This window comes from Ornithinimicrobium flavum, from assembly GCF_004526345.1.
GTDB lineage: Bacteria > Actinomycetota > Actinomycetes > Actinomycetales > Dermatophilaceae > Ornithinicoccus > Ornithinicoccus flavus.
This window is the reverse complement of the sequence record NZ_CP038213.1, coordinates 792,565-819,254: the sequence shown is the minus strand read 5'-3', so window position 1 is coordinate 819,254 and position 26,690 is coordinate 792,565. Positions and strand designations below refer to the sequence as shown.

Sequence of the window (26,690 nt, the reverse complement as noted above, 5' to 3'; positions counted from 1 at the left end):
GGCGGTCGTCACGTGCGGCGAGAGGCGCGGGCGATGGTGCCCGAGCCCAGCACCCGCGTGCCGTCGTAGAGCACGACCGACTGGCCGGGGGCGACCCCGCGGATCCGCTCGTCCAGGTGCACCTCCAGACCCTTCCCGGGTATGCCGTCCGCGACGACGCGGGCGGTCGCCGCATACTCCTGGCCGTGGGCCCGAACCTGGGCCCCCACCCGGACCTCGCCGGAGGGGGCGGGGCCGCACCAGCGCACGTGGTCGGCCAGGATCGTGTCCACCCCGAGGAGCTCCTCGGGACCGACGACGACGGTGTTGGTGCGGGTGTCGGTGGACAGGACGTAGCGCTTGCTGCCGTCCGCGGGCGGGACCTTCAGCCCCAGGCCGCGGCGCTGGCCGACGGTGTAGCCGTGCGCCCCGCCGTGCTGACCCAGGACCTCGCCGTGCTCGTCCACCACCGGGCCGATTTGCGCGCCGAGCCGCTCCGCGAGCCAGCCGCGGGTGTCCCCGTCGGGGATGAAACAGATGTCGTGGCTGTCCGGCTTCCTCGCGACCGCGAAGCCGCGCTCGCGCGCCTCCTCCCGGATCCGGGTCTTGGTGGTGTCCCCCAGCGGGAAGAAGGCCCGGGCGAGCTGGTCGGCGTCCAGCACCCCCAGCACGTAGGACTGGTCCTTGGCCGGGTCGACTGCCCGGTGCAGCTCACGCCGGATCCCCTGCGGCGCAGCGGGATCGGCGACCTCGACCACCTGGGCGTAGTGACCGGTGGCCACCGCGTCGAAGCCGAGGGCCAGCGCCTTGTCGAGGAGCGCGGAGAACTTGATCTTCTCGTTGCAGCGCAGGCAGGGGTTGGGGGTGCGACCCGCGGCGTACTCCGCGACGAAGTCCTCGATCACGTCCTGCTGGAACCGCTCGGCCATGTCCCAGACGTAGAACGGGATGCCGAGCCGGTCGGCGACCCTGCGCGCGTCTCCGGCGTCCTCGAGGGTGCAGCAGCCGCGGGCGCTCTCGCGCAGGGTGGCCGCCGACCGGGCCAGCGCGAGGTGGACCCCCACGACCTCGTGACCGGCGTCGAGCATCCGGGCGGCGGCGACGGCGGAGTCCACCCCTCCGCTCATGGCGGCGACGACGCGCATCAGGAGGCCGCCCTCGCGCGCCGGGCCCGGTCCAGGACCTGCGGCAGCACGGCGAGGAAGGCGTCGACGTCCGCCTCGGTGGACGTCCGCCCGAGCGTGAGCCGGAGGGCGCCGCGGGCCAGGTCCTCCGGGACGCCGCAGGCGAGCAGGACGTGGCTCGGGCGGGTCACCCCCGCCGTGCAGGCCGAGCCGGCGGAGCAGGCCACCCCCGCGGCGTCGAGCAGGTAGAGGAGGGAGTCGCTGTCGGCGCCGGGCACCTGCAGGTGGGCGTTGCCCGGGAGCCGGCCGGTCAGGTCCCCCGGTCGCCACGGCCCGCTCACCCGCAGGGACGGGTCGGTGCGCAGCGCCCCGGCAAGGAGCCGGTCCCGCAGGGCGCCGACGCGCGCGGCATGCCGGGCCAGGTCGGTGACGGCGTGGCGGACGGCCAAGGCTAGGCCGGCGATCCCGGCGACGTCCAGGGTGCCGGGCCGCAGGCCCCGCTCCTGGCCGCCGCCCCGCAGGACCGGGACGGGCGACTGACCACGTGCCGCGAGCAGCAGGCCGTTGCCGACGGGTCCGCCGACCTTGTGCCCCGTCAGGGCGACCAGGTCCGGCGTCGCGCCGGTGCCCAGGCCGGAGAGGGGGAGCTCAACCTGACTCAGCGCCTGCACCGCGTCGGTGTGCAGCGGGACCCCGGCGGCACGGCATACCTCGGCCAGGCGGGGGACGTCCTGCACGGTGCCGATCTCGTTGTTGGCCCACATGACCGAGGCGACCGCCACGTCGTCCGGGCCGGACCCCTGCGCCAGGGCGTCCTGCAGGGCCTCCGGGGTGATCACCCCCGTCTCGTCCGGCTCGACCCAGGTGACCGCGGCGCCCTGCTCGGCCACGAGGTGGTCGACCTGGTCGAGCACGGCGTGGTGCTCGACCGGCGTGGTCACGACCCGCGTCTTCCGCGGGTCCGCCGCCCGGCGGGCCAGGAAGGTGCCGGTGACGGCGATGTTGTCGGACTCGGTGCCGCCGGAGGTGAAGACGACCTCCGAGGGATGGACCCCCAGGGCGTCGGCGATGTCCTCCCGCGCACCCTCGACCGTGCTCCGGGCCTGCCGACCCGGCCCGTGCGTGGACGAGGCGTTCCCCACCTGCCCCAGGGTCGCGGCGACGGCCGCCACGACCTCTGGAAGGACCGAGGTCGTGGCGGCGTGGTCTAGATAGACGGTCGAGGGCATCGTCCCCCAGGGTAGGTGACCGCCCTGCGCGGTCAGCCCTTGCGCTGGTTGACCGCGTCGGTGGCCTGCGGCAGGACGGTGAACAGGTCGCCGACGATGCCGTAGTCGACCAGCTCGAAGATCGGGGCCTCCGGGTCCTTGTTGACCGCCACGATCGTCTTGGAGGTCTGCATGCCCGCCCGGTGCTGGATCGCCCCGGAGATGCCCGCGGCGACGTAGAGCTGCGGGGAGACCTGCACGCCCGTCTGACCCACCTGGTGGGAGTGCGGGTACCACCCCGCGTCGACGGCGGCGCGCGAGGCTCCGACAGCGGCGCCGAGGGAGTCGGCGAAGGCCTCGACGGGGCCGAAGTCGCCCGCCGTCCCACGGCCGCCGGACACGACGATCGCGGCCTCGGTGAGCGAGGGCCGACCCGTGGACTCCTTGGCCGCGCGCTGGGTGATCCGGGCGGCGGTCGCGGCCTCGGACGGGGTGAAGTCCACCGTCTCGACCGCGGGAGCTGCCCCGCCGGACTCCTGCGCGCTGATGCTGTTGGGCTTCACCGTGATGACCGGGGTGCCCTGGGTGACGCGGGCCACGACGGTCCAGTTGCCGGCGAAGACCGACTGGGTCGTCTGCACGCCACCGTCGCCGGCGGTGACGTCGACGGCGTCGGTGATCAGGCCGGAGGAGGTCTTGACGGCCAGCCGGCCGGCGATCTCCTTGCCGTCGTTGGTCGAGGCCACCAGGACCGCGGCCGGGGTCCGGGCGGACACCAGCTCGGCGAGCAGCTCGGCGGTGGGGGCGACCAGGTGGTCGGTCAGGGCCGGTCCACCCGCGACCAGGACGGCGGTCGCGCCGTGACGGCCCAGGGATTCGGCCGCGGCCTGGGCCGCGTCGGCCTCCCCCACCCAGACGGCGACCGGCTCACCGAGCCGGGCCGCCGCGGTCAGCATCTCGAAGGTCGACCTGCGGACCTCACCGTCGACGTGGTCGACCAGGACAAGAACGTCGCTCATGTTTCTCTGCTCCTTCGGTATGTCGTGGTCGGTCAGGCGAACCGGCGGGAGGCCAGGAACTCGGCCAGCTTGCCGCCGCCGTCGCCCTCGTCGGTCACGACCTCGCCGGCGGCCCGCGGCGGGCGGGCGGTCGCGTCGACGACCTCGGTCCAGGCGGCGCCCAGCCCGACCTGGGAGGCGTCCACCCCCAGGTCGGCCAGCGACCAGGTCTCGACGGGCTTCTTCTTCGCCGCCATGATCCCCTTGAAGGAGGGGTAGCGCGGCTCGTTGATCTGGTCGGTCACCGACACCACGGCCGGCAGGCTCGACTCGACCGTCTCGGAGTAGGCCTCGTTGTCGCGGCGGATGCGCACCGTGCCGCCCTCCACGGTCAGCTCGGAGGCGAAGGTCACCTGGGGCAGGCCCAGTCGCTCGGCCAGCATCGCCGGCACCACCGACATCGAGCCGTCGGTGGACGCGAGGCCGGTGAGGACGAGGTCCACGTCACCGATCTTGCGGACGGCCTCCGCCAGCACGAGGCTGGTCGCGGCCGCGTCCGACCCGGCGATGGCCTCGTCCAGGACGTGCACCCCCTTGTCGGCGCCCATCTGCAGGCTCTTCTTGACCGCCGCGACGGCGTCGTCCGGGCCCATGGTGAGGACCGTGACCTCACCGTCCCCGGCCTCGACGATCTTCAGCGCCTCCTCCACGGCATACTCGTCCAGCTCGGAGAGCAGTCCGTCGACGGCCTCCCGGTCGGTGGTGTGGTCGGCCTCGAAGGTGCGGTCGCCCTGGGCGTCCGGCACGTACTTCACACAGACGACGATGTTCACTCGTGTCACGTCCTCGTGGTTGGGGTGTGGGTCTGAGGTCATCTTGTCACCCGGGCACGTCGGCACAAAGACGGGACCCGCCCCCCGCCGGTCGGGCGGGGGGCGGGCCCGGCCCCGGCCCGTCAGGCGAGGGAGTGCAGGCCCCAGGTGAGCCCCAGGAGCAGCAGCGTCATGACCGGGAGGATCAGCGCGGGCCCGAGACGGGCGGCCGTCCTGGGCCGCGGGCCCTGCTCCGGCGCGACGATCTCGTCCCCGTCGGCCGGGGTGTCGATCCAGGCGGCCACCACGCTGAGCCCCAGCAGCACCACGGCGGCGAGGGCGACGGGCAGGACGCCCACCTCCACCCATTCCTGGCGCAGCAGCATGAGCACACCGACGAAGCCGCCGATGAGCAGCAGGGGCGCCAGCACCGCGACGGCCACCCTGTGCTCCACGACGAACCGGAGCAGCGTCGAGGCCCACCGGAGCACGGCGGTGACGAGCAGCAGCAGGAGGAGCAGCACGACCCCGTCCCCGACGGTGAGCTGGATGGGTCCTCCCTCCAGCCACCCGGTCATCGCCCGGACCGCCGCCAGCATCCCGACCAGGCCGGCGATGTTGCCCACGACGGTCCACCCGGTGATCCCCCGGATCCGACCGGCCCCGGCGCTGGGGGCGATCTCCCGGGCGTAGGCCCTCGGCTCGCCGAACGCGTCCTGGGCGCTCTCCCCCGACTCGGACACGTGCGTCTCCACGGTCATGAGGGCGTCACCGATGCTCGGGCCGGGCACCGACAGCAGCCGGAGCTCGATGATGAAGTCGTCGCGCCACGCCTTGTCGACGCTGGGCGCGATGGCCCCCGGGTCGCCCAGGATCCCCTGGCCGGTGGCCCTCTTGCTGGTGGTGTTCATCTTAGGTCCTTCCTACGGTCTGCGTGCAGGCCTCGTCGGTGAGGCTGCGGGTGATGGTGGTGAAGTCGGCCCAGCGCGCAGCCTGCGCGACGGCCTCGGAGCGTCCCTGCCCGGTGAGGGCGTAGTACTTGCGGCCGGGGCCTCCGTCGCCGGGGCGCCACTCGACCTCGACGTGGCCGGCCTCCTCGAGACGACCGAGCAGCGGGTAGAGGGTGCCCCCCTTGACCGTGCCCAGACCCGCCTCGAGGAGGCGCTGGGTGATGGCGTAGCCGTAGCTGGGCCCGTCGAGCAGGATGCGCAGCACGCACACCCCCAGCACGCCGCGCAGCCACTCGCTCGGCCACTGTTCTGTGTTCATGACTAGATCGTAAAACTGACTAGTCAGAGAAGTCAACTAGTGAGCGTGCGCCTCCGCCTCCGCCTCCGCCTCCGATGCGTCGCAATGCACGCAATACGCCTCCTACAGACGTGCATGACGTGCGTTGCGTTGTCCGTCGCGGGTCTGGTGCCCTGAGCCCGGCCGGCCTGGGGATAACTCTGCGCACCGGGATGCGCGGAACGGCAGACTCGACGCATGTCGGTGGAGGGGATCAGGACGTTGCTGGGGGCGCAGGGCGGGGTGGCGAGCAGTCGGCAGGTCCGTGCCGCGGGGTTCTCCCGGCGCACGGTCGACGCGATGGTGGCCCGGGGCGACCTGGTGCGGGTGCGCCGGGGCGTGCTCGTCCTCGGGGAGGCGCTCGCCGGCATCACCCCGTGGGACAGGCGCGCCCTGCTCACCCGGGCGGTCGGGCTGAGCCTCGCCCCGTCGGCGCCCGGGCTGCCGGAAGAGGGCTGGGGTCATGCGCTCTCCCACGAGAGCGCACTGCTGGTCCACGGGCTTGCGTGTCTCGGCGTCGACGACCTCGTCCACCTGTCCAGGACGGACGGTGGCCGGGGTCGACGCGACCGGACGATCTGGGTGCACTCGGCCGTGGACCCGAGGTGGGTGATCGAGGTGGACGGTATGCGGGCGGTCGCGCCAGAGCTGGCCGCGCTGCAGGTGGCGGCGAATTCCGGCGCCGAGGCCGGGATCGTCGCCCTGGACGGAGTCCTCCACCAGGCCCGGCAGCGCGACCTGGCGGAGGTCGGACGGCCGGACGGCCCGAGCACGACCGCGGCGCTCGCGGCGGTGGAGGCCGCCCGGGCCGAGCACTTCCCGTCGAGCGCGGTCGTGCGTCAGGTCGTCGAGCTGGCCGACGGGCGCAGCGAGTCGGTGGGGGAGAGCCGCTCCCGGTGGTTGATCCACCTGCTCGGACTCGGCCCCTGCACCCCGCAGTTCACCGTCCGGGACGGCCACGTCTTCGTGGCGCGCACCGATCTGAGGCTGGACCGGTGGATGGTCGTCCTTGAGTTCGACGGCGCCGGGAAGTACCTCGACCACGCGGACCTGCTCGCCGAGAAGGACAGGGAGGACCGGATCCGGGAGCTGGGCTACGAGGTGGTACGCATCAGATGGTCCGACCTCGCCCGGCCCGGTCTGCTGCGCCGCCGGATCCTCGCCGCGATCGCCCGGGCGGAGGAGCGAGCAGCGTTCTCAGGCTGAGGAGGACGTTGCCTGAGGCTGGCCCGACGGTCGCGCTGCACCCCGACCCCGCGACAGACAACGCTCTGCACGTCATGCACGCCGGGCGAGGGCGTATCGCGTGCACTACGACGCTTCGGAGGCGGGCGGGCGGGCTCGACGCGGGAAGGGGCTCAGCCGGTCGGCTGCGCCCCTTCCCTGGATGACGTGCGATGACGTGCGGTATGCCGTGCCGTCAGCGACCTTCGAAGGCCGCCTTGCCCGGACCGTGCTCGACGAAGGAGGTCATCCCGATCTCGCGGTCCCGGGTGGCGAAGACGCCGGCGAACTGCATGGCCTCGATGGCCAGGCCGGTCTCCAGGTCCCCGTCGAGACCCCGGTCGATGGCCTCCTTGGCGGCGCGGAGCGCGAAGGCCGGGCCGTGGACGTAGCGGGCGGCCATCTCCTGGGCCTTCTCGTAGACCGTGCCGGCGGGGACGACCTCGTCCACCATCCCCATCTCCAGCGCCTCGGCGGCGTCGACCATGCGGCCGGAGTACACGAGGTCCTTGGCCCTGCTGACGCCCACGAGGCGCGCGAGCCGCTGGGTCCCTCCGGCGCCTGGGATGACCCCCAGCAGGATCTCCGGCTGACCGATCTTGGCGTTGTCGCCGGCGACCCGTAAGTCGGCGCACAGCGCCAGCTCGTTGCCGGCCCCGAGCGCGTAGCCCTCGATGGCGGCGATGACCGGCTTGGGGATGCGGGCGACCTCGGTGAAGGCCCCCTGGATGAGCGGGGCACGCTGCACCATGTCGGTGTAGGTCATGCGCTGCATCTCCTTGATGTCCGCACCCGCGGCGAAGACCTTGTCCCCGCCGTAGAGGATGACGGCGGCCACCTCGTCGTCGGCGCCCACGATCCGGGCGGCCTCGCCGAGCGCGTCCTGCACCTCGATGGACAGCGGGTTCATCTTCGGCCGGTCGATGCGGATCGTCGCGACGCTCGCGTCGATCTCCACCCGGACGAACTCGCTGGCCGTCCCCACCGTGCGGCTCACTGCTGCCCCGCCTGGCCCGACCCACCCTCGGTCGTGCCCGTCCCGCCCTGGGTGCCGACGGACAGCCAGGGTCCGACCTCGGTGCCCTCGGGGGCGTCCGGAGGCAGGTCCGGCTGCAGGCCGCGCTCGACCTGGGACTTGGCGATGACGTTGCGGTGCCACAGCTGCAGCGCCTGCAGGATGAGGCCGGTCGCAACCTGGACCTTGCCCTTGGGGGCCTCCTGCCGGGCCACGATCTGCTCGACGGCCAGGACGAGGTTGTTGTTGGCGATGCCCGCCTTGACCAGGTTGACCCCGAGGGTGACGTCGTTGCACCCGTTGAGCCGGGTGGTCATGTCGTCCGGCACCGTCTCGGCGATCTGCCACTGCCCGAAGACGCGCATGATGTCGAACTGCTCACCGGTGATGATCTTCACGAACAACCGCTGTCCCTGGACCTCGAAGGCGATGTCGCCCTGGCTGTCGAGGTTCGGGGAGAAGGTGAGGTCCTGCAGCGCGTCGAGCACGCGGCCCGTGAGCGGGCGGTCCTGCGGCGGCGGGGGGAAGTTGGGCAGGGAGGTCGGATCGGTCATGCCCCCAACGTACCGACTCCCCCGCGCGGTCGCGCAGCCCGGGCGCTCCCTAAGGTGTCCCCCATGGCGCCCCGCATCAGACCGCGTCGCAGCACGGACCGGCCGCCGCCCCTCGGCCTCACCCAGACCTCCGCCGGCCCCGAGCTGGCGGTCCTGGCCCGGCACGCGACCGCGGTGCACGTCTGTCTCGAGGACGCCGAGGGCGAGCGCCGCATCCCGCTCACCCGCACGGCCTACGGGATCTGGTGGGACCTGGTCCCCGAGCTGGTCCCCGGCACGCGGTACGGCCTGCGGGTCGACGGCCCCTGGGACCCCGACGCCGGGCACCGGCACAACCCTGCCAAGCTGCTCCTGGACCCCTACGCCCACGCCGTCGCGGGCGAGGTGAGGTGGGGCCCGGAGGTGTACGGCCACACCGTGGACCACCGGGGGGTCGGGGACGCCGCCACCCCCGACGGCCGGGACTCGGCCGGGTGCGTGCCCCGGTCGGTCGTGGTCGACCACGGCCGCTTCGACTGGGGTCAGGACGCACACCCGGACGTGCCGTGGACCGACACCGTCGTCTACGAGGCCCACGTCCGTGGGCTGACCATGCGGCACCCGGACGTCCCGCCGGAGCTGCGCGGCACGTATGCGGCGCTCGCCCACCCCGCCGTGATCGAGCACCTCACCGGTCTGGGGGTGACCTCGCTCGAGCTGCTGCCGGTGCACGCCTTCACCTCCGAGCCGGCCCTGGTCCGCCAGGGCCTGAGCAACTACTGGGGCTACAACACCCTGGGCTTCTTCGCCCCGCACGCCGCCTACGCCGCCGCCACCGACCCGCAGGGGGTCGTCGACGAGGTGAAGACCGCGGTGAAGGCCCTGCACGCCGCCGGCATCGAGGTGCTGCTCGACGTCGTCTACAACCACACGGCCGAGCAGAGCGGGTGGGACGGCCCCACCCTGTCCTGGCGGGGTCTGGATAACCGGACGTACTACCGGCTCGACGCCCGCGGCCGCGACATCGACGTCACCGGCTGCGGCAACACCCTCGACGTGCGTGAGCCCCTGGTCGCGCGCATGGTGCTGGACTCGATGCGGCACTGGGTGGAGGAGTTCCACGTCGACGGCTTCCGCTTCGACCTGGCGCCGGCGCTCGCCCGGGGCCGCGACGACGCCTACGACCGGGACCACGCCTTCCTCGTCGCCCTGCAGACCGACCCGGTCCTGTCCCGCACCAAGCTGGTCGCCGAGCCGTGGGACGTCGGGGTGCACGGCTGGCGCACCGGCCAGTTCCCCGGGCCCTTCGCCGAGTGGAACGACCGGTACCGCGACGGCGTCCGCAGCTTCTGGCTGGCCGACGTGGGCCGGGCCCTGCGGGGGCAGCCGGGCCACGGCATACGCGACCTCGCCACCCGGCTGGCCGGCTCCGCCGACCTCTTCGCCCGGGACGACCGCGGCCCCCTGGCCTCGGTGAACTTCGTGACCGCCCACGACGGTTTCACCGGAGCCGACCTCACCGCCTACGAGACGCGGCGCAACTACGTGAACGGGGAGGACAACCGGGACGGTCACGACGACAACCGCTCCTGGAACCACGGCGTGGAGGGCCCGAGCCACGACCCCGACGTCCTCGCGGCGCGCAACCGGTCCATCCGCAACCTGCTGGCGACCACCCTGCTCTCCACCGGCGTCCCGATGCTGCTGGCCGGCGACGAGCTCGGTCGCACCCAGGAGGGCAACAACAACGCCTACAACCAGGACAACCAGCTCACCTGGCTCTCCTGGGACCTGCGGCCCTGGCAGCGCGAGCTGCTGGAGGACGTCCGCGACCTGCTGGCGCTGCGGCGCGAGCTCCCCGTGCTGCGCCCGGCCGAGTTCCCGCTCTACGACGCCGTCCCCGGTCGGGTGCGGCTGCGCTGGTACGACGAGTGGGCCGGCATCCTCACCGAGACGGAGTGGTCCGACCCCTGGCGCCGCACCGTGACGGCCGTCTACGACTCCCTGCACAACGGCGACCGGCAGGCCGTGGCCCTGGTCCTGCACGGCGGGCTCAGCCGGGATGAGATCGTCGCGCCCTGGGTGGACGGGGTCGCCTCGTGGACCCTGCGCTGGACCAGCGAGGCCGACGTGGAGCCGGGCGAGGTGCTCGCGCCGGGCACGGCGCGGTCCACGTCGCCGACCAGCCTCACCGTCCTCGTCGCCGACGTCGACCGCGACGTGGAGACGTTCCCGGATCACCGGTAGCGTGGGCCCGGTGACCGAGGACTCGACCACGCCCCAGCTGTCCACGCCCACCAACACGAGCACCCCGCCGGACCTGTCCGTGCTCACCGTCTTCGGCCAGGAGCCGATCGGCCGCATCCCCGTGCTCGACGTCGAGCCGGTGGTGGACGGCGGACGCCGGCCCACGAAGTCGGTGGTCGGGGAGCTCTTCCCGCTCTCGGCCACGGTCTTCCGGGAGGGGCACGACGCCGTCAACGCGACCGCCGTCCTCATCGACCCGGACGGCGGCGAGCACCACGTGCCGATGCGGTGCGTCAACGAGGGGCTCTCCCACTGGCGGACGGTGGTCTCGGCCGACCGGGAGGGGGTATGGGGTTTCCGCGTGGAGGGGTGGTCCGACCCCTACGGCACCTGGCACCACGACGGGCCGGTCAAGGTGCGCGCCGGGGTCGACGTCGAGCTCATGCTCGAGGAGGGGGCCCGGGTCCTGGAGCGCGCCCTGGACGAGGTCGAGCGGTCCGCGCAGGACACCCGTGTGCTCGAGGAGGCCATCGACCGGCTGCGCCGCAGCGCGCTGCCCGTCGAGGACCGTCTCCAGGCCGGGCTGAGCCCGCAGGTCGAGCAGATCCTCACGGACGCTCCCCTGCGTGACGCGGTGAGCGCGAGCCCCACCTACACGTGGTGGGTGGAGCGCCCGCTGGCCCTCACCGGCGCGTGGTACGAGATCTTCCCCCGGTCCGAGGGCGCCCGCCGCGACCCGGCCACCGGGCTGTGGACCACCGGCACCTTCGCCACGGCGGCGGAGCGACTGCCCGCCATCGCCCGGATGGGTTTCGACGTCGTCTACCTCACCCCGGTCCACCCGATCGGCACCACGAACCGCAAGGGTCGCAACAACTCCCTGGAGGCGCAGGAGCACGACCCCGGGTCCCCCTACGCCATCGGCTCGCCCGAGGGTGGGCACGACGCCCTGCACCCCGAGCTGGGCGACTTCGAGGACTTCGACGCCTTCGTCGCGCGGGCGGAGGAGCTGGGCCTGCAGGTGGCGCTCGACCTCGCCCTGCAGGCCTCCCCCGACCACCCGTGGGCCACCGAGCACCCCGAGTTCTTCACCACCCGGGCCGACGGCACCATCGCCTACGCGGAGAACCCGCCGAAGAAGTACCAGGACATCTACCCCCTCAACTTCGACAACGCCCCCGAGGCGATCTACGCCGAGGTGCGGCGCGTCATCCAGGTGTGGATCGACCACGGGGTGAAGGTCTTCCGCGTCGACAACCCCCATACCAAGCCGGTGGAGTTCTGGCAGTGGCTCATCGCCGACGTCGCCGTGGACCACCCCGAGGTCATCTGGCTGGCGGAGGCCTTCACCAAGCCGATGATGATGCGCACCCTGGCCAAGGTCGGCTTCCAGCAGTCCTACACCTACTACGCGTGGCGCAACACCGCGGCCGAGCTGCGCGACTACGTCACCGAGCTCGCGACGGAGACCGCGCACTACATGCGCCCCTCCTTCTGGCCGACGACGCACGACATCCTCACGCCGTACATGCAGCAGGGCGGCCTGACCGCCCACCTCGTCCGGTCCGCCCTCGCGGCCACCCTGGTGCCGACCTACGGCATCTACGCGGGCTTCGAGCACGTGGAGCGGGTCCCGCGGCCGGGTGCCGAGGAGCACGTCGACAACGAGAAGTACGAGTTCAAGGACCGCCGCTGGGGCGAGCACGTCGAGGGGCGGGAGGACCTGACGGGGTGGCTCACCACCCTGAACCGGATCCGCGCCGAGCACCCCAGCCTGCACTGGCTGCGCAACATCACCTTCCACTCCGCCGACGACGAGAACGTCCTGGTCTTCTCCAAGCACGGCGGCGGCGCCGGGGACGGCTCGGAGCAGGACACCGTCATCGTGGTCGCGAACCTCGACCCCTTCACCGTGCGCACCACCCGGTTGCACCTGTCGCTCCCGGACCTCGGGCTGGGCCTGGACCACGGGCACCGCTTCGCGGCCCACGACCTGGTCACCGGCGCCCGCTGGGTCTGGGACGGCAGCCCCACCGTGCAGCTGGGGCCGGGATACGGTCACGAGCCGGTCCACATCGTCCACGTCACGACCGCCTGAGAGAGAGAACAGATGCGCGGCCTGAACCTGCACCAGCCCGGCCTCAAGAACGACCCGGACTGGTTCCGCAAGGCGGTCTTCTACGAGGCGCTCGTCAGGGCCTTCGACGACTCCACCGGCTCGGGGTCGGGCGACTTCACCGGGCTGCTGAACCGGCTGGACTACCTGCAGTGGCTGGGGGTGGACTGCATCTGGCTGCCCCCCTTCTACGCCTCGCCGCTGCGCGACGGCGGCTACGACGTGGCGGACTACACGGCCGTCCTGCCCGAGTTCGGCACCCTGCCGGACTTCCGTGAGCTCATCAGCCAGGCGCACGCCCGCGGCATCCGGATCATCACCGACCTGGTGATGAACCACACGAGCGACCAGCACCCGTGGTTCCAGGCCTCGCGCTCGGACCCCGAGGGCCCGTACGGCGACTTCTACGTGTGGTCCGACACCGATGAGAAGTATGCGGACGCCCGCATCATCTTCGTCGACACCGAGACCTCGAACTGGACCTTCGACCCGGTGCGGCGCCAGTTCTTCTGGCACCGCTTCTTCTCCCACCAGCCCGACCTCAACTTCGAGAACCCCGCCGTGCAGGAGGCGATGTTCGACGTCGTCCGGTTCTGGATGGACCTGGGCATCGACGGCTTCCGGCTCGACGCGGTGCCCTACCTCTTCGAGGAGGAGGGCACCAACTGCGAGAACCTCCCCGGACCGCCCCCACGAGTTCCTGGCCGCCCTGCGCGCCATGGTGGACGAGGAGTACCCGGGGCGCGTCCTGCTCGCCGAGGCCAACCAGATGCCGGCCGAGGTCGTGGACTACTACGGCACGGAGGAGGCGCCGGAGTGCCACATGTGCTTCCACTTCCCCGTGATGCCCCGCCTCTACTACGCGCTGCGCGAGGAGAAGGCCGAGCCCATCGTGAGGGTCATGGAGGAGACACCGGCCATCCCGGCGGGCACCCAGTGGGGCACCTTCCTGCGCAACCACGACGAGCTCACCCTGGAGATGGTCTCGGCCGAGGAGCGGTCGGCGATGTACGGCTGGTACGCCCCCGACCCGCGCATGCGGGCCAACGTCGGCATCCGCCGCCGGCTGGCCCCGCTGCTGGACAACTCGCGCAGCGAGATCGAGCTCATCAACGCCCTGCTGCTGTCGCTGCCCGGCTCCCCGTGCCTCTACTACGGCGACGAGATCGGGATGGGCGACAACATCTGGCTCACCGACCGCGACGCGGTGCGCACCCCGATGCAGTGGACCCCGGACCGCAACGCCGGGTTCTCGACCGCGGACCCCGGCAAGCTCTACCTCCCGGTCATCTCCTCGCTCGTCTACCACTACAACAACGTCAACGTCGAGGCCCAGATGGCCAGCGGCTCCTCCCTGCTGCACTGGACCCGCGGCATGCTGAGCGTCCGCAGCCAGCACGAGGTCTTCGGCCTGGGTGACTACGTCCCCTGCGGGTCGGACAACGACGCCGTGCTGGCCTTCGCACGCGTCCTGCCCGAGGGCGAGACCGAGGGCCGCGAGGGCCACCCGGCCGTGCTGTGCGCGATGAACCTGTCCTCCCGCCCCCAGGCGGTGACCGTCTCGGTGCAGGAGCGGCTGCACGGGGCCGCCGTCCGCGACCTCTTCGGCGGCCTCGGCTTCCGCGACATCGGGGCCGACGGCACGGTCTCCCTCACCCTCGGGTCCCGAGGGTTCTACTGGCTCGGCCTCACCCCCGTCACAGAGGAGTCCTCATGAGCACCCTGACCCCGTCGTTCGAGGAGTTCCTGCCCGACTGGGTGGCCCGCCAGCGGTGGTACCGGGGCAAGACCACCGGTGCCCCCCGCCTGCGGCGCATCGGCGCCATCCGGTGGGAGGACCCCTTCGGCGAGGTCGGGCTGGAGGACCACCTGGTCCTGGACGAGTCCGGCCCCGAGCCGGTCGTCTACCAGGTGCCGCTCTCCTACCGGGCCGAGGCCGTCGACTTCCTGGCCGACGCGCTCGTCGCGACCGCCGAGCACGACGAGCTGGGCACCCGCTACATCTACGACGCCACCCACGACCCGGTCTTCGCCCAGGTCCTCCTGCAGCAGATGTATGCCGAGTCCGACGTCCCGTCCGCGCGGGCCCGGCGGGTCGTGGCCGGCGGGTCGGCCCCCGCGCTGCGCAGCTCCCGCGTCCTGTCCGGTGAGCAGTCCAACACCTCCATCGTGGTCGAGGCGCACGGCGAGACCCGGCCGGTCATCATCAAGGTCTTCCGGGTGCTGCAGCCGGGTGAGAACCCGGACGTCACGGTGCCGACCGCGATCACCCTGGCCGGGTCCCGGCAGGTGCCGGGCCCCATCGGCTACGTCGAGGGCCGCTGGTCCACCACCGACGGCACGGAGGCCAGCGGCCACCTCGCCTTCGCCCAGGAGTTCCTGCCGGAGACGCAGGACGCCTGGGTCGGCGCGCTCCAGGCCTGCCGCACCGACGACGACTTCACCGAGCACGCCCGGGAGCTGGGGGCCGCCACCGCCGAGGTGCACGCCGCCCTGCGCCGGTCCTTCGGCACCACCACCCCCGACGACGACGGGCGCACCACGTTGCTGGACCGTATGCGGCAGCGCGCGCAGGAGGCCTTCGCCGACGTCCCCGCCCTGGCGGCCTACCGCGACGCCGTGGAGGCGGTCTACGCCGAGCTCGGGTCCGCCGACCTTCCGGACCTGCAGCGCGTGCACGGGGACTACCACCTCGGCCAGGTCCTGCGCGTTCCCGGCCGCGGATGGGTCCTGGTCGACTTCGAGGGCGAGCCGCTGCGTCCGCTCGCCGACCGCACCGCCCCCGATCTGGTGCTGCGGGACGTCGCCGGGATGCTCCGCTCCTTCGACTACGCGGCCGCCTCGGTCCGTCTCGCCGGTGAGGGTGAGCACGAGGAATGGGTCCGTTCGGCCCGGGAGGCCTTCCTGCAGGGGTATGCCGAGGCCTCCGGCGAGGACCTGTCCTCACCCGGGGCGCGGCTGCTGCTCGACGCGCTTGAGCTGGACAAGGCGCTGTACGAGGCGTCCTACGAGGCCCGCAACCGCCCCGACTGGGTCCCGATCCCGGTCGCGGCCGTGGAGCGGCTGACCGGTTCCCTCATCGCCCCCTCGGCCGACGGCCCGCAGGGCCGGCACCGCGCCGCGGACGACCCGTCGAGGCACCAGGAGACGCGCCTCGCCGGCGCGCTCCCCACGGACGAGGGCGCCGTCGGGACCGGGGCCGCGGGACAGCACACCCTGGACGACGACACCGCGGACGACGACACCGCGGACGAGGAGAGCGCGGACGAGGAGAGCGTGGACGAGGACACAGTCAGCACCGGGACCGGCACCAGCACCCGGATCGACGCACCCGCCGACGAAGGGCGGGACGACCACGGGGCCGCCACGCCCGACGACGGCAGCGAGGGCCACGCCGGCCCGATCGACGCCGCGGCCCTCGGCAGCCCCGCCGCGGACAACCACGTCGACACCGGAGCCGCCGACGTCGAGCCCGGCACCGGCCACGCGGAGATCGCGGCGGGGACCGACGAGCAGCTGGTGCCCCGGGGGGTCCCGGCCAGCGGTGGCGTCCCCCACGCGCCCGTCCCCCCGCCGGCCGAGATGCTCCTCGCCCTGGACGACCTCCCCGGTCGCACGCCGGGCGTCCTCCGCGAGACCGAGGTCGGGGGGCCCCGCACCCTCGCCGCCAGCGGCTGGTCGGGCCAGGTGCACGACCCCGAGCAGGCGCGGACCGTCGCCTGGGAGGAGGCGACCTCCTCCCCCGAGATCGTCACCGGCGCGATCGTGCTGCCCGGGGGCGACGGCCCGACGGCCCCGGGCACCCGTGGCGCCGGGACGAGCGCCGGGGGTCGCCCGGGCGGTGACGGCCCCGCGCGAACCGTCCGCCAGCCGCTCGACCCGCCCACGGAGCCCGCGCCGCCGCACACCCGCCCGCTGGACCTCGAGGAGGCCACGGACGTCGTGCACGGCATGCACCGCAACCCCCACGCCCTCCTCGGGGCGCACGAGCACGACGGCCACGTCACGATCCGCACGTTGCAGCCCGAGGCGGACGACGTCACCGTGCTCCTGCCCGGTGGCCGCACGGTGCCCATGAGCCACGAGACGGGCGGGATCTGGGTGGCCGTGCTGCCCGAGGAGACCGTCCCCGCCTACCGACTGCACGTCGCGTCCGGCGGGCGTCGCCGGGTGCTCGACGAGGCCTACCGCCACGGCCCCAGCCTGGGGGCGACCGATCTGCACCTCATCGGCGAGGGTCGCCACGAGGAGCTGTGGCGCGCCCTCGGCTCCCACGTCATCACGGTCCGGGACGACCTGGGCGAGGTGACCGGCACCCGCTTCGCCGTCTGGGCCCCGAACGCGATCGCCGTGCACGTCATCGGCGACTTCAACGGCTGGAACGGCGCGACGCACGCCCTGCGCGCCCATGACGACGTGGGCGTCTGGGAGCTCTTCGTCCCCGGCGTCCGGGAGGGCGCCCACTACAAGTACGACATCACCGGCCCCGACGGCGTGCGCCGGGCCAAGGCCGACCCGATGGCACGGGCCTCCGAGGTGCCTCCCTTCAACAACTCGGTCGTCACCGTCAGCCGCCACCGGTGGAGCCACGGCGACGCCCAGTGGATGGAGGCCCGGAAGGCCACCGACGTCCACCACGGGCCGATGAGCATCTACGAGGTGCACCTGGGCAGCTGGAAGCAGGGCCTGGGGTACGAGGAGCTGGCCGACGAGCTGGTCGACCACGTCTCCTCCCTGGGCTTCACCCACGTGGAGTTCATGCCGGTCATGCAGCACCCCTACGGCGGGTCCTGGGGCTACCACGTCACCGGGTACTACGCGGCGGACAGCCGGTTCGGCCACGAGGACGGCCTGCGCTACCTCATCGACCGGCTGCACTGCGCCGGTGTCGGGGTCATCCTGGACTGGGTTCCGGGCCACTTCGCGACCGACCCCTGGGCGCTGGCCCGCTTCGACGGCACGCCGATCTACGAGCATCCGGACCCGCGCAAGGGCTGGCACCCCGAGTGGGGCTCCTACATCTTCGACTACGGCCGACCGGAGGTGCGCAACTTCCTGGTCGCCAACGCCACCTACTGGCTCGAGGAGTTCCACGCCGACGGCCTGCGGGTGGACGGGGTGGCCTCCATGCTCTACCTCGACTACTCGCGGCAGCCCGGTCAGTGGCTGCCCAACCAGCACGGCGGCCGGGAGAACCTCGAGGCGGTGGCCCTCCTGCAGGAGGCCAACGCCACCGCATACCGGCGCAGCCCCGGGGTCGTGATGATCGCCGAGGAGTCCACCTCCTGGCCGGGCGTCACGGCCTCCACCGACGAGGGCGGCCTGGGCTTCGGCTTCAAGTGGAACATGGGGTGGATGCACGACACCCTCAGCTACGTCGGGGAGTCCACGTGGGCCCGCGGGCACCACCACCAGGCCCTGACCTTCTCCATCGTCTACGCCTTCGGGGAGAAGTACATCCTCCCGGTCAGCCACGACGAGGTCGTGCACGGCAAGGGATCCCTGGTGCGCAAGATGTCCGGGGACGCCTGGGCGAAGTTCGCGACCACCCGCGCCTTCCTCGCCTACCAGTGGACGCACCCGGGCAAGCAGCTGCTCTTCATGGGCTCGGAGTTCGCGCAGGTCCGCGAGTGGGCCGAGGAGGGCTCACTGTCCTGGGAGCTGCTCCAGCGCCCCGAGCACGCCGGCGTGCAGACCCTGGTGCGCGACCTGAACCGCATCTACCGCGAGCTGCCGGCCCTGTGGGAGATCGACCACCACGCCGACGGCTTCACCTGGCTCGACGCCAACGATGCCTCGCACAACACCTACAGCTACCTGCGGTGGGGCAACGAGGACCCGGACGGGCTGCGCCCGGTCGTGGCGGTGCTCGTCAACTTCAGCGGGCTGACCCACACCGTCCACACGGGCCTGCCCTACGGCGGCCGCTGGCGGGAGGTCCTCAACACCGACGCCGAGGTCTACGGCGGTGCCGGGACCGGCAACCTGGGTGGCGTCGAGACCGTCGACCACGCGCACCAGCGTCAGCCCTGGTCGGCCATGGTCACCGTCCCCGCCTACGGTGCCGTCGTGCTCGAGCCCGAGTCCGTGCACCAGGAGGACTGGGCGAGCATCACGAGCGAGGAGGCCACGGCCGAGGACGCGACGGTCGACGCCACGGCCGAGGACGCGACGGGCGACGCCACGGCCGAGGACGCGACGGGCGAGGACGCGACGGGCGAGGACGCCACGGCCGAGGACGCGACGGGCGAGGACGCCACGGATGAGGAGGTCACGCCGGAGGACGCCACGAGCGACCTCGGCGACGGCTCGACGGTCGAGCTCGCCCACGGCGAGCTGCCGGAGGACCACCCCTTCGTCACCGAGGGTGGCCAGCCGATCGACCACGCCGAGGGCGAGCCGGTCGACCTGGACGGCAGCGGCGACGCCGCCGCCGCGGGGGTCGCGGGAGCGCCGACGACGGCCGACGACGAGGCCTTCCTCACCTTCGGGGTCACCCCGGAGCAGGACCACGACCTCGACGAGCCGACGGGGAACGGCGGCCCCGGGGCCGGGCCCGCCACCGGATCGACCGACCGGGGCAGCGACCCCAGCTAAGGAGCAGACCGTGGCACGTCACGAGCGGGCCGGGCAGCCGGCCCAGCCGCAGGACCTCATCGACGTCGAGGAACTGCTGGCCGCCTACACCGGCATCGTCCCCGACCCGGACGACCTGGACCAGCAGGTCGCCTTCGGCACCTCCGGGCACCGGGGCAGCTCGCTGGACGGCGCCTTCAACGAGCAGCACATCCTGGCGACCACCCAGGCGATCGTCGACCACCGGCGGAGCCAGGGGATCGACGGGCCGCTCTTCCTGGGACGGGACACCCATGCGCTGTCCGAGCCGGCCTGGCGCAGCGCCCTGGAGGTGCTCGTCGGGAACGACGTCGACGTCCGGGTGGACTCCGGCGACGGCTACACCCCGACGCCGGCGATCTCGAGGGCGATCCTGGCCCATAACCGGGAGACGGAGGGTGCGCGGGACGAGGCGGACGGGATCGTCGTCACCCCCTCGCACAACCCGCCACGAGACGGCGGGTTCAAGTACAACCCGCCCCACGGTGGCCCTGCCGACACCGACGCCACCGGGTGGATCGCCGACCGCGCCAACGAGCTGCTGCGGGCGGGGCTGCGGGGGGTCGAGCGGGTCCCCTTCGAGGAGGCGCGCGCACGGGCCACGGGTCATGACTTCATGGGCGAGTACGTCCGGGCGCTCCCGCGGGTCATCGACGTGGAGGCGATCCGCGAGGCGGGCGTCCGCATCGGGGCCGACCCCCTGGGTGGTGCCGCGGTGGACTACTGGGCGGCCATCGCCCGCGAGCACGGGCTCGACCTCACCGTCGTCAACCCCGAGGTCGACCCCGCCTGGTCCTTCATGACCCTGGACTGGGACGGCAGGATCCGGATGGACTGCTCCTCCCCCGACGCCATGGCCTCCCTCATCACCGCGATGGAGGGCGGGGCCGGCTTCGACGTGGCCACCGGCAACGACGCCGACGCCGACCGGCACGGCATCGTGACCCCCGACGGTGGGCTGATGAACCCGAACCACTACCTCGCCGTCGCGATCGACTACCTCTACGGCGGCGGCCGCCCCGACTGGCCGGCGGAGGCCGCGGTCGGCAAGACCCTGGTCAGCTCCTCCATGATCGACCGGGTCGCCCAGTCGCTCGGCCGGGAGCTGCTGGAGGTGCCGGTCGGTTTCAAGTGGTTCGTGCCCGGGCTGCTGGAGGGCACGATCGGCTTCGGCGGCGAGGAGTCGGCGGGAGCCTCCTTCCTCTGCCGCGACGGGTCGGTCTGGTCCACGGACAAGGACGGCATCATCCTGTGCCTGCTGGCCGCCGAGATCATCGCCCGGACCGGGCGCACCCCGTCGCAGCGGTATGCCGAGCTCGTCGCCGAGCACGGTGAGCCCGCCTACGCCCGGGTGGACGCCCCGGCCGGCCGGGAGCAGAAGGCCAAGCTGAAGAAGCTGTCGGCCGACGACGTCCCCGCCACCGAGGTCGCGGGCGAGCCGATCGAGGCGGTCCTGACCGAGGCCCCGGGCAACGGTGCCGCCATCGGCGGCCTGAAGGTCACCACCGCGAGCGCGTGGTTCGCGGCGCGCCCCTCGGGCACCGAGGACGTCTACAAGATCTACGCCGAGAGCTTCCGGGGCCCCGAGCACCTCGCCGAGGTGCAGGCCGACGCCCAGCGCCTGGTCGACGCGGCCCTGGAGGGCTGAGCAGCCCGCCCCGTCCGGGTCCCAGTCCCTCCCGAGCGAGCCGGCGCCCGCCTCGTCAGAAGAGGGCGCTCATGAGGGCCTGCCGGCCCTTGGCGACGCGCGGGTCGTGGGACCCGATGACGTCGAAGAGCTCGATCAGGTGCGTCCGGGCCCGGTCGCGGTCGGCGCCGCTGGTGCGGCGCACCGTGTCCACCAGCCGCAGGAAACCGTCCTCGACGTGACCACCGACGAGGTCGAGGTCGGCGGCCTCGATCTGCGCCTGGACGTCGTCGGGGCGCTCGGCGGCCGCGGCGCGGACGGCCACGAGGTCGAGGTGGCTGGTCCGCTCCAGGAGCTTGACCTGACCCAGCCCCAGCCGGGCCATCTCGTCGCCCGGGTCCTGCGCGAGCGCCCGCTCGTAGGCGTCCACAGCCGCGGCCCAGTCGCCACGGTCGATGGCGTCGTAGGCCTCCTGGTGCAGCGGCGGCAGCTCCCCCTCATCCTGCGGTTCCTCCCCCGCGGCGGTCGCGTCGTCACCGGCATCGCCGCTGACGTCGACCCGTCCGGTGATCGCGTTGGTGACGGCGGCCTCGAGGAACTTCTCCAGCAGCTGCTGCACCTGCCCCATCGGCTGCAGGCCGAGGTAGAACGGCATCGGCTGACCACCGAGCAGACCCATCACCACGGGCAGGGCGCTCACCTGACCGAAGACCTGCTGCAGGATCGGGGTGAGCGCCTGCATGACCCCCGGGTTCGCGCCCAGGTCGACCCCGACCACCTGGAAGCGACCCTGCTGGTCGCGGGCAGCCTGCGCCAGCTCCCGCAGGTGCTGCAGCGACTCCGGCACCTGCGGGGTCCAGAGCACGAGGACGAGCGGGGTGGTCAGGCTGGCGTTGACCACCGACTCGAAGGTGGCGTCGGTGGCGTGCACGAGCGCACCCCGACGTCCCGGGACGCCGCCCTCCTGCCCCGACGGGGACGCGCCGGCCTGGCCCCCGGCCGGAGGCTGACCCCCGGAGGGGGCGGGCCGGGCCCCGAGCCCGGACAGGTCGACGGCACCGCGCAGCGCGGCGGAGGTGAAAGGCTGCTGGGTCATGCCCTCAGGGTATGCGGTGCCGGCCCCGGGTCAGGAACCCCAGGCGTCGACGAGCTGCTCGCGGGCCGCGATCATCTCGGGCTTGAACGGGTTCTCCTCGGTGCCGGCGCGCATACCGACGAAGACGCTCGTGCGCAGCACCGCCTCGTTCTCCAGCGTGCCGCTGTCCTGGAAGACCCGGAAGCTGTCGGAGGGGCTCAGGGCGTTGCCGTCCACCACCCGGAACTGGGTGTCGCGCAGGAGGGTGCCCATCACGAAGGCGCTCCCGTCCTCGAAGAGCAGGGTCTTGGTGTCGTCCGAGACCAGCCAGTTCTTCTCCTGCAGCGTGGCCCGTCCGCCCACCGCCTCGGCCTGCTCCTGCGCGGCGCGGCGCACGCTGGGCGCGTAGTCGTGGGTCCGGAAGTCGGGCAGGTCCTCCTGGGTGGGGTATGTGACCAGGACCGCGAGCTGCTTAAGCAGGTCACGCGGGGCGATCTGCAGGTCCCCCTTGCCGCTGCGCAGGACCGGGGTCCCGACCGAGCGGGCGTCGAAGGTGGGGACCTCGGTGCCGGGGAGCATGGGCGCCTCCCAGCTGATCCGGAAGTCCTTGGTCTCCCCGGTCCGGCTCTCCAGGAGGTGCAGGACGGGCAGACCCTCCTCGGGCACCGTCTGGACCAGGAGAAACATCGGCAGCTCGCCGTCCTCGCGGCTGATCGCCAGGACGTTGGGCTCGACCGGGTTCTCCTCCAGGTCGACCTCGGCGGGCTCCCCGGTGACGGACTCCAGGCGGTCGGCCGCCTCGTGGGCCGTGCGGGCGCTCTCCATGAGGGAGGCGCGCTGCAGGTCACGGATCTCGCGGCCGTCCCCCTGGTCGGCCTTCATCCGGGCGGTGAGGATCGTCCGGGCGGCCTCCTCGGCCTCCGCGAGCGGCAGGGCCGCCCGGTCCTCGTCCGCGGTCATGGCGACCGTGGTGCCGGCGGCGTCGTCCGTCCCCCCGGCACCCCCGGTGCCGGCCGCGACGTCGGTGCTGCCGGCGGCGTCGGTGCTGCCGGCGACGTCGGTGCCGTCGGAGGTCGCACCCGCGTCCTCGCCCGTGGTCGCCGTCGCCGCGTCGGCGGCCGTGGTGCCGTCGGCGCCGTCGGCCGACGCCTGCGAGGCGCCGGCGGCGGACGATCCGGAGGTGGGCTCGACGACCTCCCCGTCACCGGAGCAGGCGGACAGGAACAGGGCCGAGCTCAGGGCGAGCGCGAGGGTAGGACGAGAAAGCTTCATAACGAAATGGTAAACATGGCTGCCCGATGCGCGAAATCAGCGTTTTCTCAGGTAGGCGCGCGTGGGGGTGTCCTGCAGGTCAGGAGGGCCGCACCATCCGTAGCTCGACCAGACCGTCGCGGTCGTCGGGAGCCCTCGTGCCGTCGAGCTCGAAGCCGTTGCGCCGGTAGAAGCGGATCGCCCGGTCGTTGCCCTCGGCGACCCACAGGTAGGCCGGTCCGGCCCCGAGCAGCTCGTCCAGCAGCCGCTGCGCCAACCCGGACCCGTGGTGGTCGGGATCGACGTTGAGCGCCCACAGCTGCCTCGGCGCCGGCGCGTCCTCCTCCCGCGGCGGCCCGAACAGGAGGAACCCCGCGGGCTCCTGCTCGAGCGTGGCGACCCAGAGCTCCCTCCCGTCCGGAGGGACACGGCCCTCGTCGTAGGCAGCCCCGATGGCCTCCCACATGGGCAGGAACGTGGCGGCCGAGAGCTCCTCGAGCACGCTCTCCCTCATCAGGCCTCGGTAGGTGATCCGCCAGATCCGCGCGTGCAGCGCCGCGAACCCGGGGGCGTCCGCCGCCCGGGGACGGCGCAGGTCGTAGGTGGAGGGGCTGGTCATGGGGCGGGCTCCGTGTCAGGCGGGACGGTGGGCGGTGTCGTCGGTGGAGGGACGGGTGCCGGGGCGGTCGGTGGCGGCGTCGGGCCGGGCTCCGTCGGTGGCGGCGTCGGCTGGGTCGGTGGCGGCGTCGGCTGGGTCGGTGGCGGCGTCGGGTCAGGCTCCGTCGGTGGCGGCGTCGGCTGGGTCGGTGGCGGCGTCGGCTCCGTCGGTGGCGGCGTCGGCTGGGTCGGTGGCGGCGTCGGGTCGGGCTCCGTCGGTGGAGGCGTCGGCTCCGGCGGCACGGGGACCGTCTCGGTGGCGGTGGGGACGGGCGCCGGGGGTGCGGGGACAGGCGGGACGGGCGCCGGCGGGACGGGGGCGGGTGGGAGGGGGGCGGCAGCACCGGGCTCGGGAGGACCGGGGGATCGGGGTCGGTCGGACCCACCGGGTCCGGCTCGGCCGGCGGGATCGACGGCAGGTCCGAGGACGGCGAGCTCGTCGCGGTCGAGCGATCCGTCGTCGCCGTGCTCGTGCGTGCCGTGGGTCCGGAGGTCGCCACGGCCGGTCCGGTCGTGGACGGACCGCCCGAGGTCCTGCTGGTCGAGGTCACCCCCGCCGGGGGCGGGTCGGTGCCCCCGGGCGGGTCCTCGTCCCCGCCGAGCTGGAGGGCCGCCACCGCTAGGGCACCGACGAGCAGGACGGCGACGGCCCCGGCGGTCGCCAGCAGCGGACGACGGTCGCGTCCCCCCGCCGCTGCGGCGCCGACGACCTCGGTAGGTGCCCCGCTCCACCAGGCGCGGTCCTGGCTCTCGGCGAGGCTGAGCGCCCCGAGGACGGCCGCCAGGCTGGGGGACGGGTCCCGCAGCACGGCAGGGGGAGGACCGCCTCCGTCGGGGGCCAGGCCGGTCTCGACGATCCGGAGCAGGGAGGGGGTGGCTGCGACCCCGCCGACCAGCAGGACCCGGCCGGGCAGGACGGGGTCGGTCAGGTCGCGGGCCGCCGCGACGAGCTCGACGAGGTCCTCCTCGACGAGGGCCGTCAGCTCGGGCCGGGTGAGCTGGACGAGGGCGACGGCCCCCGCCGCCTGCCCGCGCGTCTGCGGCTCCCCCTCCCCGACGTGCTCGCGCTCCGCGGGTCCCTTCTCGACCGGGATGTCGACGGCCTCCTGGCTCGACAGCTGCTCGCGCGCGTCGGCGACGGCCGACCGTAGCCGGGCCGACCCCTCACCCCCGTCGGGGCCGACGCCGCCGACCCGCTCGGTGACCACGGCGAGCAGACGGTCGTCGAGCCGGTCGCCGCCGAGGCCGGGGAGCCGTTCGGTGCGCACGGGGTCGCCGTGCTCGTCGATCAGATGCAGGGTGGTCGCCTGGGCCCCGACGTCGAGCACGAGGGCTGCCCCCGCCCCCGCTGCCGCACCTTCCCCTAGAGCGTCCTCGCCGCTCCGCTCCCCCGGGAGCCTGGACGCGAGGGCACGGGCTGCGGGGACGGTCAGGACGTCGACCTCGGCCGCCGGGCACAGCGTCTCCACCTCCTCGGCCAGAATCCGTTCGGCCGCTCTGGTCTGGGCCTCGATCCACCCGTGGGGGACCACGAGCAGCACCTCCACGAGGGTGACCTCGTCCGGGCGTGCGCCCAGCCCGAGCACCGAGACCCGCAGCGGGTCCTCGACGAGCCGGGCGAGCAGGTCCGCCGCGCGCCAGGAGAGCCCGTCCTCCTCGTCCACCGAGAGCACACGGACCGAGAAGAGCCGCTCGACCCAGCCCTCGACCACCCCTGCGGGGTCGCGCCGCGCCGCGACCTGCGCCTGGACGCCGCAGCGCACCGTCCCCTGCGGCCCCACCCATGCCAGGGTGGGCGTCGAGGTGGTCACCGGGTGCCCGTGGACGGGGATGCGGGTCGCCGCCGTCGTGACGGCGTGCCGGCCCAGGTCGACCGCGATCCGGAGCTCCACGAGTCCGCCTCCTTCCCCTGGCTCCGTCGGACGCTAGCACCAGGGGCTCAGGTGAGCCCCGCGATCACCTGCTCCGCCGCGGCATACGGGTCCGTCCGGCCGGCCACCACCTCCGCGGTGACGCGCTGCAGCACGCCGTTCCCCCGCACGTCCCCCATCCGGGACCGCAGCTCGGACAGGGCGATCGCCTCCACCTCCCGGGCGGCCCGCTCGGCGCGCCGGCGGGCCCGCTCGCCGCGGTCGTCCATCCACGCCTCGTGCCGGTCCAGTGCCTCAAGCAGCTCCTCGAGCCCCTCGCGGCGCTCCGCCACCGTCTTCAGCACCGGGGGGCGCCACAGCCCCGGCTCGGTCCGGTCCCCCAGGGAGATCATGTGACGCAGGTCGCGCACCGTGGCGTCCGCCCCCTCCCGGTCGGCCTTGTTGACCACAAAGACGTCACCGATTTCCAGGATGCCGGCCTTGGCGGCCTGCACGCCGTCACCCATCCCCGGTGCCAGCAGCACCAGCGTCGTGTCGGCGAGGCCTGCGACCTCGACCTCGCTCTGGCCGACCCCGACGGTCTCGACCAGGATGACGTCGCACCCCGCCGCGTCGAGCACCCGGAGGGCCTGGGGGGTCGCCCAGGCGAGTCCGCCGAGGTGTCCGCGGGAGGCCATCGAGCGGATGTAGACGCCGGGGTCGAGCGCGTGGTCGGCCAGACGGATCCGGTCACCCAGCAGCGCACCCCCGGAGAACGGGCTGGAGGGGTCGACCGCCAGGATCCCGACACGCAGCCCTCGGGCGCGCAGTCCGGTCACGAGCATCGAGGTGGTCGTGGACTTGCCCACGCCCGGGCTGCCGGTCAGCCCGATCACCCGCGCCTGCCCGGTGTGCGGCGCCAGCGCGGCCATGACCTCCCGGAGCCGGGGGTCGGCGTTCTCGACCAGCGTGATCAGCCGGGCCACGGCGCGCGGACTCCCCGCCCTGGCCTGCTCGACCAGCGCGGGGACATCGACGTCGCGGCGGGACCGCATCTGGTGCCGGCCGGGGG

17 protein-coding genes and 1 pseudogene are annotated in these 26,690 nt (G+C 73.3%); 6 read left to right on the top strand and 12 right to left on the bottom strand.

Annotated elements, in window-relative coordinates:
- Positions 1-8: 8 nt before the first annotated feature.
- The 6 genes from mnmA to E3Z34_RS03775 form a co-directional block, all read right to left on the bottom strand.
- Entirely contained in the window at positions 9-1,124 is a 1,116-nt protein-coding gene (gene mnmA, locus E3Z34_RS03800) for a tRNA 2-thiouridine(34) synthase MnmA (RefSeq protein ID WP_134772528.1), read from the bottom strand.
- Positions 1,124-2,332, bottom strand: coding sequence for a cysteine desulfurase family protein (locus tag E3Z34_RS03795; RefSeq protein ID WP_134772527.1), 1,209 nt, complete (start codon positions 2,330-2,332; stop codon positions 1,124-1,126). The genes mnmA and E3Z34_RS03795 overlap by 1 nt, the downstream gene beginning before the upstream one ends.
- 32 nt (positions 2,333-2,364) lie before the next feature.
- A complete protein-coding gene (locus E3Z34_RS03790; RefSeq protein ID WP_134772526.1) occupies positions 2,365-3,330 on the bottom strand; it encodes an electron transfer flavoprotein subunit alpha/FixB family protein in 966 nt (321 codons plus the stop codon).
- A 32-nt stretch (positions 3,331-3,362) separates the two neighbouring features.
- The gene (locus tag E3Z34_RS03785) at positions 3,363-4,142 is read right to left on the bottom strand and encodes an electron transfer flavoprotein subunit beta/FixA family protein (RefSeq protein WP_134774727.1); all 780 of its coding nucleotides are present in this window, start codon (positions 4,140-4,142) and stop codon (positions 3,363-3,365) included.
- A 122-nt stretch (positions 4,143-4,264) separates the two neighbouring features.
- Positions 4,265-5,032 (bottom strand): hypothetical protein, encoded by a 768-nt coding sequence (locus tag E3Z34_RS03780; RefSeq protein ID WP_134772525.1) that lies wholly within the window; start codon positions 5,030-5,032, stop codon positions 4,265-4,267.
- A 1-nt stretch (position 5,033) separates the two neighbouring features.
- Entirely contained in the window at positions 5,034-5,390 is a 357-nt protein-coding gene (locus E3Z34_RS03775; RefSeq protein ID WP_134772524.1) for a PadR family transcriptional regulator, read from the bottom strand.
- 216 nt (positions 5,391-5,606) lie between these two features.
- Here E3Z34_RS03775 and E3Z34_RS03770 point away from each other — a divergent pair, with 216 nt between their 5' ends.
- The gene (locus E3Z34_RS03770) at positions 5,607-6,614 is read left to right on the top strand and encodes a type IV toxin-antitoxin system AbiEi family antitoxin domain-containing protein (RefSeq protein WP_134772523.1); all 1,008 of its coding nucleotides are present in this window, start codon (positions 5,607-5,609) and stop codon (positions 6,612-6,614) included.
- 214 nt (positions 6,615-6,828) lie between these two features.
- On the opposite strand, the gene E3Z34_RS03765 is transcribed toward E3Z34_RS03770, so the two are convergent.
- Positions 6,829-7,629: an enoyl-CoA hydratase/isomerase family protein gene (locus tag E3Z34_RS03765; protein WP_134772522.1), complete on the bottom strand. Its 801-nt coding sequence runs from the start codon at positions 7,627-7,629 to the stop codon at positions 6,829-6,831.
- The gene (locus E3Z34_RS03760) at positions 7,626-8,201 is read right to left on the bottom strand and encodes a hypothetical protein (RefSeq protein ID WP_194092434.1); all 576 of its coding nucleotides are present in this window, start codon (positions 8,199-8,201) and stop codon (positions 7,626-7,628) included. Before E3Z34_RS03760 ends, E3Z34_RS03765 begins: the two co-directional genes overlap by 4 nt.
- Positions 8,202-8,264: 63 nt before the next feature.
- On the opposite strand from E3Z34_RS03760, the gene glgX reads away from it, so the two are divergent.
- From glgX to pgm, 5 genes and pseudogenes are all read left to right on the top strand, one after another.
- Positions 8,265-10,427 carry a glycogen debranching protein GlgX gene (gene glgX / locus E3Z34_RS03755; RefSeq protein ID WP_134772521.1) on the top strand — a complete coding sequence of 721 codons (2,163 nt, stop codon included), beginning with the start codon at positions 8,265-8,267 and terminating at the stop codon, positions 10,425-10,427.
- Between the two features lie 10 nt (positions 10,428-10,437).
- Complete coding sequence (locus E3Z34_RS03750; protein ID WP_134772520.1) at positions 10,438-12,525, top strand: alpha-1,4-glucan--maltose-1-phosphate maltosyltransferase; 2,088 nt, start codon at positions 10,438-10,440, stop codon at positions 12,523-12,525.
- A 12-nt stretch (positions 12,526-12,537) separates the two neighbouring features.
- Positions 12,538-14,260: pseudogene (gene treS, locus E3Z34_RS03745) on the top strand (maltose alpha-D-glucosyltransferase).
- Positions 14,257-19,140 (top strand): 1,4-alpha-glucan branching protein GlgB, encoded by a 4,884-nt coding sequence (gene glgB / locus E3Z34_RS18125; RefSeq protein ID WP_134772519.1) that lies wholly within the window; start codon positions 14,257-14,259, stop codon positions 19,138-19,140. The pseudogene treS and the gene glgB overlap by 4 nt, the downstream one beginning before the upstream one ends.
- 10 nt (positions 19,141-19,150) lie before the next feature.
- A complete protein-coding gene (gene pgm / locus E3Z34_RS03735; RefSeq protein WP_202977119.1) occupies positions 19,151-20,806 on the top strand; it encodes a phosphoglucomutase (alpha-D-glucose-1,6-bisphosphate-dependent) in 1,656 nt (551 codons plus the stop codon).
- Between the two features lie 55 nt (positions 20,807-20,861).
- Here pgm and E3Z34_RS03730 read toward each other — a convergent pair whose 3' ends face one another.
- The 4 genes from E3Z34_RS03730 to meaB all read right to left on the bottom strand — a co-directional run bounded on the left by E3Z34_RS03730 (position 20,862) and on the right by meaB (position 26,673).
- Positions 20,862-21,881, bottom strand: coding sequence for a co-chaperone YbbN (locus E3Z34_RS03730; RefSeq protein ID WP_134772517.1), 1,020 nt, complete (start codon positions 21,879-21,881; stop codon positions 20,862-20,864).
- A gap of 30 nt (positions 21,882-21,911) precedes the next feature.
- Entirely contained in the window at positions 21,912-23,132 is a 1,221-nt protein-coding gene (locus E3Z34_RS03725) for a hypothetical protein (protein ID WP_134772516.1), read from the bottom strand.
- Between the two features lie 79 nt (positions 23,133-23,211).
- Positions 23,212-23,730 (bottom strand): GNAT family N-acetyltransferase, encoded by a 519-nt coding sequence (locus E3Z34_RS03720; RefSeq protein ID WP_134772515.1) that lies wholly within the window; start codon positions 23,728-23,730, stop codon positions 23,212-23,214.
- Between the two features lie 1,977 nt (positions 23,731-25,707).
- Complete coding sequence (gene meaB / locus E3Z34_RS03715) at positions 25,708-26,673, bottom strand: methylmalonyl Co-A mutase-associated GTPase MeaB (protein ID WP_134772514.1); 966 nt, start codon at positions 26,671-26,673, stop codon at positions 25,708-25,710.
- Between the last annotated feature and the right edge of the window lie 17 nt (positions 26,674-26,690).